13 protein-coding genes are annotated in these 13,735 nt (G+C 65.5%); 6 read left to right on the forward strand and 7 right to left on the reverse strand.

Features of this window, described 5'->3' with window-relative positions:
• Nucleotides 1–7: 7 nt before the first annotated feature.
• Nucleotides 8–1,123 carry a histidinol-phosphate transaminase gene (hisC, locus tag B5X69_RS05855; protein WP_079637752.1) on the reverse strand — a complete coding sequence of 372 codons (1,116 nt, stop codon included), beginning with the start codon at nucleotides 1,121–1,123 and terminating at the stop codon, nucleotides 8–10.
• A 79-nt stretch (nucleotides 1,124–1,202) separates the two neighbouring features.
• On the opposite strand from hisC, the gene metX reads away from it, so the two are divergent.
• The 3 genes from metX to metW are packed head-to-tail and all read left to right on the forward strand — an operon-like array spanning nucleotide 1,203 to nucleotide 3,345.
• Nucleotides 1,203–2,327 (forward strand): homoserine O-acetyltransferase MetX, encoded by a 1,125-nt coding sequence (metX, locus tag B5X69_RS05860; protein ID WP_079637753.1) that lies wholly within the window; start codon nucleotides 1,203–1,205, stop codon nucleotides 2,325–2,327.
• On the forward strand, nucleotides 2,324–2,761 hold the full coding sequence (locus tag B5X69_RS05865) for a GNAT family N-acetyltransferase (protein ID WP_079637754.1): 438 nt from the start codon (nucleotides 2,324–2,326) through the stop codon (nucleotides 2,759–2,761). The genes metX and B5X69_RS05865 overlap by 4 nt, the downstream gene beginning before the upstream one ends.
• Nucleotides 2,758–3,345: a methionine biosynthesis protein MetW gene (metW, locus tag B5X69_RS05870; RefSeq protein ID WP_079637755.1), complete on the forward strand. Its 588-nt coding sequence runs from the start codon at nucleotides 2,758–2,760 to the stop codon at nucleotides 3,343–3,345. Before B5X69_RS05865 ends, metW begins: the two co-directional genes overlap by 4 nt.
• A 12-nt stretch (nucleotides 3,346–3,357) precedes the next feature.
• On the opposite strand, the gene B5X69_RS05875 is transcribed toward metW, so the two are convergent.
• The gene (locus tag B5X69_RS05875; protein ID WP_079637756.1) at nucleotides 3,358–4,008 is read right to left on the reverse strand and encodes a TetR/AcrR family transcriptional regulator; all 651 of its coding nucleotides are present in this window, start codon (nucleotides 4,006–4,008) and stop codon (nucleotides 3,358–3,360) included.
• Nucleotides 4,009–4,221: 213 nt separating this feature from the next.
• On the opposite strand from B5X69_RS05875, the gene B5X69_RS05880 reads away from it, so the two are divergent.
• Nucleotides 4,222–6,546 carry a TonB-dependent receptor gene (locus tag B5X69_RS05880; protein ID WP_139375676.1) on the forward strand — a complete coding sequence of 775 codons (2,325 nt, stop codon included), beginning with the start codon at nucleotides 4,222–4,224 and terminating at the stop codon, nucleotides 6,544–6,546.
• A 50-nt stretch (nucleotides 6,547–6,596) separates the two neighbouring features.
• Here the strand turns inward: B5X69_RS05880 and B5X69_RS05885 are convergent, their stop codons facing one another.
• The 5 genes from B5X69_RS05885 to hemC are packed head-to-tail and all read right to left on the reverse strand — an operon-like array spanning nucleotide 6,597 to nucleotide 11,536.
• Complete coding sequence (locus B5X69_RS05885; RefSeq protein WP_079637758.1) at nucleotides 6,597–7,730, reverse strand: CaiB/BaiF CoA transferase family protein; 1,134 nt, start codon at nucleotides 7,728–7,730, stop codon at nucleotides 6,597–6,599.
• A gap of 1 nt (nucleotide 7,731) precedes the next feature.
• A complete protein-coding gene (locus B5X69_RS05890; protein ID WP_079637759.1) occupies nucleotides 7,732–8,934 on the reverse strand; it encodes an acyl-CoA dehydrogenase in 1,203 nt (400 codons plus the stop codon).
• Nucleotides 8,935–8,976: 42 nt separating this feature from the next.
• On the reverse strand, nucleotides 8,977–9,882 hold the full coding sequence (locus B5X69_RS05895) for a mitofilin family membrane protein (protein WP_079637760.1): 906 nt from the start codon (nucleotides 9,880–9,882) through the stop codon (nucleotides 8,977–8,979).
• A gap of 26 nt (nucleotides 9,883–9,908) precedes the next feature.
• Nucleotides 9,909–10,592 carry a uroporphyrinogen-III synthase gene (locus tag B5X69_RS05900; protein ID WP_079637761.1) on the reverse strand — a complete coding sequence of 228 codons (684 nt, stop codon included), beginning with the start codon at nucleotides 10,590–10,592 and terminating at the stop codon, nucleotides 9,909–9,911.
• Nucleotides 10,589–11,536 carry a hydroxymethylbilane synthase gene (hemC, locus tag B5X69_RS05905; RefSeq protein WP_079637762.1) on the reverse strand — a complete coding sequence of 316 codons (948 nt, stop codon included), beginning with the start codon at nucleotides 11,534–11,536 and terminating at the stop codon, nucleotides 10,589–10,591. The genes B5X69_RS05900 and hemC overlap by 4 nt, the downstream gene beginning before the upstream one ends.
• A 97-nt stretch (nucleotides 11,537–11,633) precedes the next feature.
• On the opposite strand from hemC, the gene tsaD reads away from it, so the two are divergent.
• Nucleotides 11,634–12,668 carry a tRNA (adenosine(37)-N6)-threonylcarbamoyltransferase complex transferase subunit TsaD gene (gene tsaD, locus B5X69_RS05910; RefSeq protein WP_079637763.1) on the forward strand — a complete coding sequence of 345 codons (1,035 nt, stop codon included), beginning with the start codon at nucleotides 11,634–11,636 and terminating at the stop codon, nucleotides 12,666–12,668.
• Entirely contained in the window at nucleotides 12,665–13,660 is a 996-nt protein-coding gene (locus B5X69_RS05915; protein WP_079637764.1) for an NAD(P)H-dependent glycerol-3-phosphate dehydrogenase, read from the forward strand. Before tsaD ends, B5X69_RS05915 begins: the two co-directional genes overlap by 4 nt.
• Nucleotides 13,661–13,735: the final 75 nt, after the last annotated feature.

Below are 13,735 nucleotides of genomic sequence, written 5' to 3' on the forward strand. Positions count from 1 at the left end.
GCCGCAGTCAGCCCGCAAGCGCGGCGCGGATCGCCGCGGCCAGCCCCCGCGTCTCTTCCTCGGTGCCGATCGTCATGCGCAGCGCATGCGGCAGCCCCTGCCCCGGCAGCCAGCGAACGATATAGCCGGCGTCCATCAAGCGGTTATACACCGTCTCGGCGCTCACGCTGCCCTCGAAGAGCACAAGCAGGAAATTTGTCGCCGACGGCACAACGCGCAGGCCGTGATTCCCCAGCCCCTCGATCTCCCGCGCAAGCCAGGCGCGCCAGCTGGCATTATGCTCGCGGCTGCGGGTTACAAAATCGTCATCGCCGAGCGCTGCAACCGCCGCAGCCTGTCCGGCGCGCGTGACGTTGAAGGGCAGGCGTATGCGGTGCAGTGCCGAAATCACATCCGAAGCGGCATAGCCCCACCCGATCCGCTCGGCGGCGAGACCGTGAATCTTCGAAAATGTCCGGGTGACGAAGACATTCGGCTCGGTCTTTGCCAGTTCAAGACCGCCGTCATCTTCGTCGGGCGCCAGATATTCCGCATAGGCCTGATCGATCACGAACAGCACATCCTTGGGCAAGCCTGCATGAAGCCGCGTCACCTCCTCGCGCGTCGCGAGCGTCCCGGTCGGGTTGTTCGGATTGGCAAGATAGACGACGCGCGTCTTGTCGGTCACCGCGGCGAGCAGCGCGTCGACGTCGGTCGCATAGTCTCGATCGTCGGCCTCTACGGGCGTTGCGCCGACCCGCCGGGCCGCGATCTCGTACACCGCAAAGCCATAGCGAACATAGAGAATCTCGTCGCCCGCGCCCGCGTAGGTTCCGGCGGCAAGGTGCAGCAGTTCGTCCGACCCGTTGCCGCAGATGACGCGCGCCGGATCGAGCCCGAACCTGGCGGCAATCGCCTCGCGCAAAAGGTTGGATCCCGGGTCGGGATAGCGCGATAATGCGTCGGCGGCGTCCTGCGCTGCGGTGAAGGCTGCGCGCGCCGCATCGCTGGTGCCGAGCGGGTTTTCGTTTGCGCTGAGCTTGATCAACGCCCGCCCGTCGGCGCCCGCGGACTTGCCAGGAACATAGGGGGCGATGCCGCTGATCCACGGCTTCGGTGTCAGGGTCGGGGTCACGTTGGTCATGCCGCGCCGTTTAGCGGCTGCATCGCCCGAGTCCAGCACGTTGACAGCGCCCCACTGCGCGCTTAGCCCCGCGCGAGCGATGGCGAGCCTGCTTCACCAGATCCAGCATCACAGCGTGACGATCAGCGCACCGCTGGCGCTCGACGGTGGCCAATCGCTGCCCTCTGTAACGATTGCCTATCAAAGTTACGGCGCGCTCGCGTCCGACAAATCGAACGCAGTGCTGGTGTGCCATGCGCTCACCGGCGATCAGTATGTCGCGGGCAATCATCCCGCGACCGGCAAGCCCGGCTGGTGGGCGCGCATGGTTGGGCCGGGAAAGCCCATCGACACGGACCGCTTTTTCGTAATCTGCGCCAATGTGCTCGGCAGTTGTATGGGGTCGAGCGGCCCGGCAAGCCCTGACGCTCTGACCGGAGCGCCGCTCGGCATGACCTTTCCGGTAATCACGATCGGCGACATGGTGCGTGCGCAGGCGATGCTGCTCGACCATCTCGGTATCGCGCGGCTTCATGCCGTCATCGGCGGTTCGATGGGCGGAATGCAGACGCTTGCCTGGGCGTCGGCCTATCCCGAACGGCTTGCCTCGGCGATCGTTATCGCCAGCGCAGCGCGACATTCAGCGCAGAATATCGCGTTTCACGAGGTAGGACGGCAGGCCATCATGGCCGATCCCGACTGGCAGGACGGCCAATATTATGGCGGCGCGCGCGGGCCGACGAAGGGCCTTGCTGTCGCGCGGATGGCAGCGCACATCACCTATTTGTCCGAAGCGGGACTGACCGAGAAGTTCGGCCGCCGCCTGCAGGCGCGCGATGCGAAAAGCTTCGGCTTCGACGCGGATTTCCAGATCGAATCCTACCTCAGGCACCAAGGGCTCGCCTTTACCGACCGCTTCGACGCCAACGCCTATCTCTACATCACCCGCGCGATGGATTATTTCGACCTCGCGGAGGCGCATGATGGCCAGCTGGCGAACGCCTTTGCGCGCGCGAAAGATGTGCGCTTCACGCTCGTCAGCTTCGACACCGACTGGCTCTACCCGACCGCCGAATCGCGCCGCATCGTCCAGGCGCTGCAAAGCGTCGGCGCGGCGGCGAGCTTCGTTGAGTTGTCGGCGCCCTTCGGCCATGACAGCTTCCTTCTCGAGGTTCCCGCGCTCGACTCGATTGTGGCGGGGTCTCTTGCGGCGAGCCTCGCATGACCGACAGCTGGCACCTGTCCTTCGAAGCTGCGGACATGCAGGTTGATGCAATCCATGCCTTTCTGGCGCAAAGCTATTGGGCCGAGAATATCAGCCGCGCGACCGTCGAACGTGCCATCGCCGGTTCGCTCTGCGTCGGGGCCTTTGCACCGGCGGGCGGGCAGATCGGTTTTGCCCGCGTCATCACCGACCGGGCGACTTTCGCTTATCTCGCCGATGTCTATGTGCTCGAGACGCATCGCGGGCGCGGTCTCGCGGCGCACATGGTGACAGCGCTCCACGATCACCCCGAACTCCAGGGGTTGCGGCGCTGGATGCTTTCTACCCGGGACGCTCACTCTCTTTATTCGTCGCTTGGTTGGACGGCTCTTGAGGATAGCAAGCCCTTCATGCAGCGCCATTTCCCCGACGTTTACAAGCGGGCAGACCGATGAAACTTCGTCCCGACCTTGCCATCATCGCAGACGCGGTCCCCGCAGCGTCGCGCGCGCTCGACGTTGGCTGCGGCGACGGCGAACTCATGGCCGCGCTCCGCGAAAAGGGCGTCGATGCGCGCGGGCTGGAGATCGATCCCGCCAATGTCACAGCAGCAATCGCGCGCGGCCAGTCCGTCGTTCAAGGCGACGCCAATCATGACCTCGCCGACTATCCCGACAACGCCTTCGACTATGCGATTCTCTCGCAGACTCTCCAGACAACCGAACGGCCCGATCGCGTTGTGGACCAACTGCTGCGCATCGCGCCGCGCGCATTTGTCAGTTTTCCCAATTTTGCGCACTGGCGCGTGCGGCTTGCCTTGCTGTGGAGCGGCCGGATGCCGGTCACCCGGCTGCTGCCCGTCGCTTGGTACGAAACCCCGAACATCCATCATGTGACGGTGAGCGATTTTCGGGATCTGGTGCGCACCCGCGGCATTGCAGTGGAGCGCGCCTGGTATCTCTCGGGCGATCGCCCGACGAGCGACGCGGCGGCGAGCTGGCGCGCCGAACACGCGATCTTCTTGATTTCGCGGGGTTGATGCCCTCGCCGTCTAGCGATCGCTCGGGCTCAATCCGTTCGCCAGCAGATCATTCGCGATCTGCGCCACCTTACCGATGTCGGCGTCGGCGTCCCACAAGCCGTAGCGCATGCCCAGGAAAACGTTCATGCCGGCAATAGCCCAGGCGTGAATCTCACCGACGTCGGAGCGGATTTCGCCGCGCGCCGCACCCGCTTCGAGCCGCTGGCGAATGCGCTCGACGGTCGTTTCATAGTGGCGGCGATAACTCGCATAATCGACGAACTCCGCCTCGTCGATGATCCGGTAAATTTCGCGGTGCTCGCGCACGAAGCCCAGAAAGGATTCAAGGCCAATGCGCTCGGCTGCTATTTCGTTGGGCGCGGCCTGGACGATCGGCGTCACATGGTCGCGCAGTTGCTCGCTCATATAGCGAACAAGCGCCTGGAAGATTTCCTCCTTGGAATCGAAATAGGTATAAAAGCTGCCGAGCGCCGTGCCGGCGCGGCGCGTGATTGCGCTGATTGAAGCGTCGTGAAAGCCGCACTCACCAAATTCGACGGCCGCAGCGTCGAGGAGCTTGCGCAAGGTCCGCCGCCCGCGCTCGGTACGCGGAGTCTTGTCACGGCTCCCGACATCCCCTGCCGATCGCTCTTCTGCCGCCGCTCTGTCCGGCTGATCCATCGCGCTATTCCCTCTTGCGGCCCCCTGCTTCAATCGTGGCATTTTCGCACCACTGGCAAGCAAAAAGCGCTGGAGCCAAGTTCGAAGTTGAAACTTGGTTCACCTTTCATTATTGACGCTGCCGCGGCTTGGCAAGACCGGGCTCGCGAAAAGATGGTGCCAGCAATGGCAAATGGGGTGGCGAAGGGTCACCCGTGACTTGGGAGATTCATGATGCGTCCTTTCGCCCGCCAGATGCGCCGCGCGATTCTCGCCACCACAACGATTTCGATGCTTACATTCGCGCCCGCTGCCTTCGCACAGGAGGAACCAGGCGCGATCAGCGAGGACGCAGGCGAGATCATCGTCACGGCTCGGCGCCGCGACGAGAGGCTGGTGGACGTACCGATCGCGGTGACCGCCATCTCAGGCGACACACTCGCCAAGGCCGGCGCCCTCGACATCACCGACGTCGCCAACATGGCGCCCAATACGACGCTTGAGAATTCTCGCGGCACCAACTCAACCCTCACCGCCTTCATCCGTGGCGTAGGCCAGCAGGATCCGGTGCCGGGCTTTGAGGCCGGAATCGGCATCTACCTCGACGACGTCTATCTCAATCGTCCGCAGGCAGCGGTGCTCGACATCTACGACGTCGAACGAATTGAGGTCCTGCGCGGACCGCAGGGCACGCTTTATGGGCGCAATACGATCGGCGGCGCGGTCAAATATGTGACGCGCCGCCTCGACCCCGACGCAGCCGAGCTGCGCATCCGTGGTACGCTGGGCACCTACAAACAGGCCGACCTTGTGGTGACGGCCAGCGCGCCGGTCAGCGACCTGATCCGCGTCGGCGGCTCGATCGCGCGCCTGTCCCGCGGTGGCTTCGGCGATAATCTCAATATTCCGGGGCTTGAGAACTACAATAAGGACGTATGGGCGGGCCGCGCCTCGATTGAAATGGGGGGCCACGGGGCGCCCGTCTTCATTCGCATTTCGGGCGACTATACGCGCGACAAGTCGGATCCGCGCAACGGGCACCGCCTGATCCCCGGTCTTGTGTCTGGCGCGCCCGTCCTCGACAATGTCTACGACACCCGTGCCGGGCTCAACGACCCGAAGCAGGATGTGAAGGCCTATGGCCTCGCCATGAACGTCTCTGCCGAGCTGAGCGACAGTCTGACGCTGCGTTCGATCAGCGCCTGGCGCAAGGATACGAGCTTCACGCCGATCGACTTCGATGCGCTGCCTGCCGTCGACGTCGACGTGCCCGCGGTCTATCGCAACGAGCAGCTCAGTCAGGAATTTCAGCTCCTCTACGACAGTGACCGACTACACGGCCTCGTCGGCTTCTATTATCTCGATGCCCGCGCGGCGACGTCGTTCGACGTGCTTCTGGGACTGACCGGCGCGACGATCGGCCTTCCGGGACTGAACGGCTATACAGCGGGCGACGTGCGGACCGACACCTGGTCGGTGTTCGGCGATTTTACCTTCGATTTCACGGACCAGTTCAGCCTGTCGATCGGAGGCCGCTATACGAACGACAAGCGCGACGCCTTCGTGTACAAGGCGAACCGGATCACGGGTCTATCGCCCGAATTCGGCGGCACGCTCGATCCCATCGCTATTGCCGTTGCGACCGATTTTCGGGGTCGGCGCACCTTCAAGGAATTCACCCCGCGCGCATCGCTGAGCTTCAAGCCCGATGCCCACAATTTGATCTATGCCTCCTTTTCAAAGGGGTTCAAGGGCGGTGGCTTCGACCCTCGCGGCTCGGGAACCTCCGCCCCGATCAGCGATCCAAGTGTCGGTCGGACCTATGCGGATATCTACAACTTCCTGGCTTTCGACCCGGAAAAGGTCGACAGCTACGAGATCGGCTACAAGGGATCGCTGCTTGATCGCCGGCTGACGCTCAGCCTCGCCGGCTTCTATATGGACTATAAGGACGTGCAGATTCCAGGCTCCGTCGGGTGCGTGGTCGGCGGGGTTCAAAGCTTCTGCGGTATCACCACCAACGCTGCAAAGGCACGTCTCCAGGGCTTCGAAGCCGAAGCCAATGCCGTGCTCGCCCGCAATTTCGCCGGCGCGGGGTCGGCGGTCCGGTTCAACGGATCGGTCGGCTTCATCGACGCAAAATACAAGCGCTTCATCGGTCCGACGGGCGTCGATGTTTCGGATGTGCGAACCTTCCAGAACACGCCCAAATGGACCGCCGCCGGCACAATCGCCGCGACCATCCCGGCAATGGGAGGCATGGTCGACGCCTCGACCGGTATCACCTATCGCAGCAAGACCCACCAGTTCGAAGTGCCGATCCCGGCACTCGACCAGCCGGGCTATGTACTGTGGGAAGCAAGCCTCGTCTGGACCGCCGACAGCGGAGACTATTCGATCGGCCTCCACGGCAAGAACCTAACGAACAAGCAATATATTACGTCGGGCTATAATTATCAGAATGCCGCGGGTGGCTCGACACTCGGTCTGGAGGGCGTGCTCACCGCATTCTACGGCAACCCGCGTCAGGTCTTCGTGACAGGTACTGTGAAGTTCTAGGGACCGGCATCTCGAAAAAGGGGCGAAGGGGCGCCGGTTGTGCGCCCCTTTTATTCCCCGAGCGGCGGAGCCCCGCGTGCGGCGATCATCCGCTCGCCGTCGATGACGATCGGACTCGCGACTGCGTCGATCGCCGCGCCATCGGGGCGAAAGCGCATACCGCGCGCCACCACTTGCGGATCGGCGAAGACGCCGGCGAGGTCGTTGATCGGGCCCGCCGGCACGCCCTCGGCCTCAAGCGCGAGCGATAGTGCCTGCGCGTCCCAAGCAGCGATCTTTGCTGCAAGCAGCGGGATCAGGGTGGAGCGGTTTTCAAGGCGCGCCGCATTCGTCGCAAAACGCGGGTCCGTGCCCCAGTCGGGCTCGCCCAGAATCGCGCACAGCTTGCGGTACTGGCCGTCATTGCCCACCGCAATCACAAGCTGTCCGTCGGCCGTCGCAAAGACCTGATAGGGGACGACATTGGAATGGCCGCTGCCCATCCGCTTCGGCACGACCCCGCTTGCCAGATAGTTCGCGGCCTGATTGGCGAGCACCGCGACCTGGCTGTCGAGAAGCGCCATATCGATATGGGCCCCTGCCCCCATGACGCCACGACGTCGCAACGCAGCAAGGATTGCAACAGCCGAATAGAGGCCGGTGAAGATGTCGGCATAAGCGATACCGGCCTTCTGCGGCGGCCCATCGGGTTCGCCCGTCAGCGACATGAAGCCGCTCATCGCCTGGATGATATAGTCGTAACCTGCACGGTGCGCATAGGGGCCGGTCTGACCGAAGCCCGTAACCGAACAGACAATCAGCTGCGGAAAGTCGGCGCGTAGCCGCGCGGGGTCGAGTCCATATTTCGCAAGCCCGCCCACCTTGTAATTTTCGATAACGACGTCGGCATCTGCGAGCAGCGCGCGCAGCGCGGTCTGGCCCGCGTTCGTCGCGATGTCGATCGCGACGCTTCGCTTGCCGCGGTTGCAGCTGTGATAATAGGCGGCGCCCAGATCTTCGCCATCGGCGCCCGTGACAAAGGGCGGGCCCCATTGGCGCGTGTCGTCGCCGACCCCCGGCCGCTCGATCTTGATCACCTCGGCGCCGAGGTCAGCGAGCAATTGTCCGCACCAGGGCCCTGCGAGGACGCGGGCAAGTTCAATGACGCGCAGACCCTCGAGCGGCCGCTTATTGGACTGCTTCATTTCAGGAAAAGGCGCTGATGCCGGTGATCGCGCGGCCGAGGATCAGCGCGTGGACGTCGTGCGTGCCCTCATAGGTGTTCACTGTCTCGAGATTCACCGCGTGGCGGATCACATGATATTCGGCCGCGATGCCGTTGCCGCCATGCATGTCGCGCGCGACCCGCGCGATATCGAGGGCCTTGCCGCAATTGTTGCGCTTCAAAAGGCTGATCCGATCGGGGGCGAGTCGCCCCTCGTCGATCAACCGTCCCACGCGAAGCGCGGCCTCGGTGCCGAGCGCGATCTCGGTGAGCATGTTCGCAAGCTTGAGCTGCACAATCTGGTTCGCCGCAAGCGGCCGCCCGAACTGCTTGCGCTCAAGCGTATAACTGCGCGCCGCTTCGTAGCAGAATTCTGCGGCGCCCATCGCGCCCCAGCCGATACCGTAGCGCGCGCGATTGAGGCACCCGAACGGGCCCTTCAACCCCGACACCTTTGGGAGCAAGGCGTCTTCACCGACCTCAACCCCGTCCATCACGATTTCACCGGTGATCGATGCCCGCAACGAGACCTTCCCCTCGATCTTTGGTGCGGACAGCCCCTTCATTCCCTTCTCGAGGAGGAAGCCGCGGATCGCGCCATCATGTGCGTCGGATTTCGCCCAGACGACAAAAACGTCCGCGATCGGCGAATTGGTGATCCACATCTTCGCGCCCTTGAGGCGATAGCCGCTTTCAATTTTCTCGGCGCGCGTTCGCATCCCCGCGGGATCGCTTCCCGCATCGGGCTCGGTGAGACCAAAGCAGCCGATCAGTTCGCCCGAAGCGAGACCCGGCAGGAAGCGACGTTTCTGCGCCTCGCTGCCATAGGCATTGATCGGGTGCATAACGAGGCTGCTTTGCACCGAGCAGGCCGAGCGATAACCTGAATCGACGCGCTCAACCTCGCGCGCGATCAACCCATAGCTGACATAGTTGAGCCCGGCTCCGCCATATTCAGGATCGATGGTCGCTCCGAGCAGCCCAAGCTGCCCCATTTCGCGCATGATTTCCCGGTCAAAGCGTTCCTCGAGGAAGGCCGAGGTGACGCGGGGAAGGAGGGCGCTTTGCGCATATCCGCGCGCCGTGTCCCGCACCATCCGCTCTTCGTCAGAGAGCTCGGCGTCGAGCACCAGCGGGTCGAACGGGTCGAGCGCCTCGATGCGCTGTGGATCGGCGAGGGCCATCGGATCGGCTTTCTTCAAAAGCGCGGCCCGGCGATCGGGCTGCTAGGGAGTCGTCGCGCCCTTTCGGGCGATCGCGGCAGCCGAGCTGTCGCGCGGTTCCAGTATCGCTGCGGTCTCGATGAGGTCAAGCGCGCGCCGCGCCTCATGGTAGCGGCGCGCATCGATCAACCAGTCGCTCGCTGCTTCCGCCCCGGGGAGCGCCTGAACCTCCTCGATCGCCTTGTCGACCTGACCTGCTCCGAGATAGCGGCGTGCGCGCTCGATCCGCTCGGACGCGCGCGGCGACGGTGCGCCCGCCGGGCGAACGACGAACAATTCGCTAAGTTCGCGCCTGAAACCCGTCCACAAGCTGCCGCTGGTCTCGCCATTTCGGCCGACGAGCTGCGGGGCGAGCGCGTCGAGTTCGCTGCGCAATTGCTCGAGGGTAATTGGGTCGCGCGAGGTATCGATGATCGTCTTTACGGCATTTGGCTGGTCATCGCCAAAGCGCAGCCGCAGCTGCGCTTCAAGATAGCCGAGGGACAGGCCCCGGTCGAGCGCCCGGCGCGCAGCGAAGGCGATCAGCAGCCCCTCGGCACGCGTCGCATTCCCGGATGCCGATGCAGCTTCAAGCGTGATGCGCGACAACCGCGCTTCAAGGTCCGCCACCCGTGCCGACAGGGCGCTCGCGCTATCCACGGGCGCCGCCACCATTGCGGGCTCGGCGGGGCGCGCTATCGGTGCCGCGCCTTCTTCGGGTGACGCAGCTGCGCCCGGCAGCGGCGCGGGTGCCACCTTAATGGCCGGTGCCTGTCCGCTACCAGGCAGAAGGCGCGTCATCGCCCACCCGCCACCGACTATGCCGATCACCAGGACCAGCAAGGCGCCGATCGCTAAACTACGGAACGAAGGGCTCTTTTGGCGAACGCCCTCATCACTGCGGACGCTTTTGTCGCTGTCGATTGCCATATCTCTCTTTCGAACGACCCCATTTTTCAGCCTTTGTGGCACAAAGCGCGGGCGAGTGCCAACATTGCCGCGTCATCGGGTCGCTCCGCAACTGCGACTTTGGCCCATCCTGCCCCCGCCGCGGACGCCGCTTTCACGCTGATTGCGCCAAGCGCCAGATGCCCGCGACTGCCCGGCACGAGCTCGGCAATCCGCTCGGCAGCGCGTCGGCTGTGGGCGAGAAGGACCGCTGGCGCGTCTATCAGCGCCGGCCAGTCGGCGGGCGGCGCTATGGCATCGGCCGCGTAGCAGGCTATCGCGCTGATCGCCGCACCGCGCGCGTCGAAGCGCGTCCTGTCGCGCGCGCAGAGCCAAAGAATCCGCTTTATTCCGCGTGACGTCATGGCGCCGATCAATGTCTGCCCGTCGGCTGCGCCAACTTCCACGACATTGAGACCCGCCGCGCACGCGGCATCAGCTGTCGCCGGGCCGACTGCGTGGACGGGCAGCGCCGCCAGCCGTGCGAGCCCCTCGCCCCCGAGCCGTGCCGCCTGCGCGCTTGTCAGCAAGAGCGCGTCGAATTGAACGGGATCGGGCACGGTCCAGGCGAGCGGGTGCACCGCAAAAAGCGGACAATGCCGCGCGTCGAGCCCGACCTTGCGCGCCCGCAGCACCGTCGTGGCTCCACCCGGGTCGGGGCGCGTGACAATGAGCGGCAGCCCCTTGCTCATGGCGCAAACAGGCGCCGCACTGTTTCGGGCGCGTCGGCAAGGAGGCGGCGCGCCAGCGCCGCCGCAGCCTCGCTGTCGCCGATCAGCGCATGGCCTGCCACATGATCTGCGCCTTCGACCGAGAAAATCTCGGCATCGAGCCGCAACGCACCGTCATTCAGATAATGTGCATGCGCCGCGACCGGCGAGCGGCAGTCACCGCCGAGCGCGGTGAGAAAGGCGCGCTCCGCCATCACAGCGGCGTGCGTCGGCGCGTTGTCCACCGCCGCGACCAGCGCGTGCACCCGCGCATCGTCCGAGCGGCATTCGATTCCGATCGCTCCTTGCGATGCAGCGGGAAGCAGCAGCGCCGCGTCCTGCACCACGCCGATGTCGTGCATCCCGAGCCGCTCGAGCCCCGCTGCCGCGAGAAGCGTCGCATCGACCTCGCCCGCCGCGAGCTTGGCTAGCCGCGTCGCGACATTGCCGCGCAGCAGCACTGTCTCGAGGTCAGCGCGCAGCCGCTTGACCTGTGCGGCGCGGCGCGGACTGCTCGTTCCCAATTTCGCGCCGGTGGGCAGGTCCGCGATCGTCGCCGCCACGAGCCCCTCGCGCACCACGAGTCGGTCGCGCGGGTCGGCGCGGGGCAGCATCGCCGCGAGGCTGAAGCGCGCGTCGCGGAGCGTTTCGACATCCTTCAGGCTATGCACCGCGACATCGATGGTGCCGGCATCAAGCATCACGTCGAGCTCGCGGGTCCACAAGGCTTTGCCACCGAGCTCGGCCAGCGCGCGGTCCTGAATCCTGTCGCCAGTCGCTGTGATCGGTACGATGACGAGCGCCGCGGGATCGAGCCCGTGCGCTGCGCGAAGCGCCGCCGCCGCCATGGTTGCCTGCGCCATCGCAAGCGGCGAGGCGCGCGTGCCGATGCGCAGCGGCGCGTCGGGGGTTGGAATCTCGGTCATGCGCCGCTGCTAGGCGCTGCGCTGACGAAAGGGAAGATGGCGCACATGCAAGCCCGCTTGCTCCCCTGCACTCCGCGCGCGTAAGGGGGCAGAGCAAATGACCTTGATCCTCGGCCTGGAATCGAGCTGCGACGAAACCGCGGCAGCGCTCGTCGACAGCGAGCGGCGCGTCCTGGCGCACCGCGTCGCAGGACAGGAGGCCGAGCACAGGCCTTATGGGGGCGTCGTCCCCGAGATTGCGGCGCGCGCCCATGTCGACCGCCTCGTACCGATCATCGAGGACGTGCTCACCGAGGCAGGTGTTTCGCTCGCCGATGTGGACGCGATTGCGGCGACGGCGGGGCCCGGACTGATCGGGGGAGTGATGGTCGGTCTCGTCACCGGCAAGGCGCTCGCCCACGCGGCGGGCAAGCCCTTGGTCGCGGTCAATCATCTCGAGGGGCACGCGCTTTCGCCGCGTCTCACCGACGCCAGCCTCGCCTTTCCCTATCTCCTGCTGCTCGTCTCGGGCGGACATTGCCAGCTTCTTCTCGTTCGAGGCGTCAGCAATTACCGCCGCCTCGCAACGACGATCGACGATGCAGCGGGCGAGGCATTCGACAAGACGGCCAAACTGCTTGGGCTCGGCTATCCCGGCGGACCGGCGGTCGAGCGCGTTGCGGCGGGCGGCGACCCGCGCGGGGTGGCGTTGCCGCGCCCCCTCGTCGGCAGCAGTGAGCCCCATTTCTCCTTTGCCGGGCTCAAGAGCGCGGTTGCGCGCGCCGCTGCATCGGGCGAGCACAGCGTCCCCGACCTTGCCGCCTCCTTCCAGCAGGCCGTGGTCGACTGCCTCGTCGATCGTACGCGCATCGCTCTCGCCGCCTGCCCGGAAGCGAGCGCATTCGTCGTCGCAGGCGGAGTTGCGGCCAATGGCGCGATCCGCTCGGCGCTGACTGGCGTTGCTGCGCGCTTCGGCAAACCCTTTATCGCACCGCCGCTTTGGCTTTGCACCGATAATGGCGCGATGATTGCCTGGGCGGGTGCCGAGCGCCTTGCCGCGGGGCTCACCGATCCCTTGTCGATCGCAGCACGGCCGCGCTGGCCGCTCGACGAAAGAGCCGAGGCGGTTCGCGGCGCGGGAGTGAAGGCATGACGTCAGACTTTGTTCGCTTCGGCGTGGTCGGCGGCGGCGCCTGGGGTACCGCGCTTGCCCAGCTCCTCGCCGCAGACGGCGCGCCGGTTCGGCTCTGGGCGCGCGAGGAAGAGGTCGTCTTAGCGATCAATACGCAGCACCGAAATCCGCTGTTCCTGCCCGACGCGCCGCTCGCGCCGTCGCTGACCGCGTCGTCGGATCTCGCCGATCTGGCAGGTCTGGACGCGCTGCTCGTTGTCGTTCCCGTTCCCTATTTGCGCGCAGTACTCGAGGGGCTGCCCTCGGATAATTCGCCGCTGATTTTTTGCAGCAAGGGAATGGAGGCAGAGAGCTTCGCCTTCCCCGTCGACATAGCACGTGACGCCTTCCCGGCACGCCCGCGCGCGGTGTTGTCGGGGCCGACCTTTGCGCACGAAGTTGCGGCGGGTCTACCAACCGCGATCACTCTCGCCGCTGACGATCTCGCACTTGCCGAGGCGCTCGCCCGCGCGCTCGCGCGACCGCATTTTCGGCCCTATGCTTCGACCGACGTTATCGGCGCCGAGATCGGCGGAGCGGTCAAGAATATCCTCGCAATCGCCTGCGGCATCGTCGACGGGGCGAGATTGGGGCTCAACGCGCGCGCGGCCCTGATCAGCCGCGGTTTCGCTGAAATGACGCGCTTCGGCCTCGCCCGCGGCGCGCAGGCCGAAACGCTTGCCGGACTGGCGGGGCTCGGCGACCTCGTGCTCACCTGCACCTCGTCCAACTCGCGCAACTTCGCGCTCGGCCAGGGCCTCGGACGCGGCCAGTCCGCGGCAGAGCTCATGGCAGATCGTCGCACTGTTGCCGAGGGCGCGTTCAGCGCCCCAGTTGTGGCTGCAGCGGCGCGCGCTGAGGGCATCGACATGCCGATCACCGATGCGGTCGCGCACCTCGTCGCAGGCGATGCAAGCGTTGCCGATGCGGTTCAGGCACTGCTCAGCCGGCCGCTGCGACGCGAAGGCGCGTGAGACGTACCGCTTCCTCGACCGCGCGCGCGCGATTGCCTGCATCGCCCGGGCGCGCTAGACTCTGCTGCGAGGATG

The organism is Sphingopyxis flava (assembly GCF_900168005.1).
In the GTDB taxonomy this organism is placed as follows: domain Bacteria; phylum Pseudomonadota; class Alphaproteobacteria; order Sphingomonadales; family Sphingomonadaceae; genus Sphingopyxis; species Sphingopyxis flava.

What these genes read in the sequence shown, in the direction of transcription:
- hisC (WP_079637752.1), bottom strand. Translation starts at nt 1,123, where the DNA reads ATGACCAACGTGACCCCGACCCTGACACCGAAGCCGTGGATCAGCGGC.
- metX (WP_079637753.1), top strand. Translation starts at nt 1,203, where the DNA reads ATGGCGAGCCTGCTTCACCAGATCCAGCATCACAGCGTGACGATCAGC.
- B5X69_RS05865 (WP_079637754.1), top strand. Translation starts at nt 2,324, where the DNA reads ATGACCGACAGCTGGCACCTGTCCTTCGAAGCTGCGGACATGCAGGTT.
- metW (WP_079637755.1), top strand. Translation starts at nt 2,758, where the DNA reads ATGAAACTTCGTCCCGACCTTGCCATCATCGCAGACGCGGTCCCCGCA.
- B5X69_RS05875 (WP_079637756.1), bottom strand. Translation starts at nt 4,008, where the DNA reads ATGGATCAGCCGGACAGAGCGGCGGCAGAAGAGCGATCGGCAGGGGAT.
- B5X69_RS05880 (WP_139375676.1), top strand. Translation starts at nt 4,222, where the DNA reads ATGCGTCCTTTCGCCCGCCAGATGCGCCGCGCGATTCTCGCCACCACA.
- B5X69_RS05885 (WP_079637758.1), bottom strand. Translation starts at nt 7,730, where the DNA reads ATGAAGCAGTCCAATAAGCGGCCGCTCGAGGGTCTGCGCGTCATTGAA.
- B5X69_RS05890 (WP_079637759.1), bottom strand. Translation starts at nt 8,934, where the DNA reads ATGGCCCTCGCCGATCCACAGCGCATCGAGGCGCTCGACCCGTTCGAC.
- B5X69_RS05895 (WP_079637760.1), bottom strand. Translation starts at nt 9,882, where the DNA reads ATGGCAATCGACAGCGACAAAAGCGTCCGCAGTGATGAGGGCGTTCGC.
- B5X69_RS05900 (WP_079637761.1), bottom strand. Translation starts at nt 10,592, where the DNA reads ATGAGCAAGGGGCTGCCGCTCATTGTCACGCGCCCCGACCCGGGTGGA.
- hemC (WP_079637762.1), bottom strand. Translation starts at nt 11,536, where the DNA reads ATGACCGAGATTCCAACCCCCGACGCGCCGCTGCGCATCGGCACGCGC.
- tsaD (WP_079637763.1), top strand. Translation starts at nt 11,634, where the DNA reads ATGACCTTGATCCTCGGCCTGGAATCGAGCTGCGACGAAACCGCGGCA.
- B5X69_RS05915 (WP_079637764.1), top strand. Translation starts at nt 12,665, where the DNA reads ATGACGTCAGACTTTGTTCGCTTCGGCGTGGTCGGCGGCGGCGCCTGG.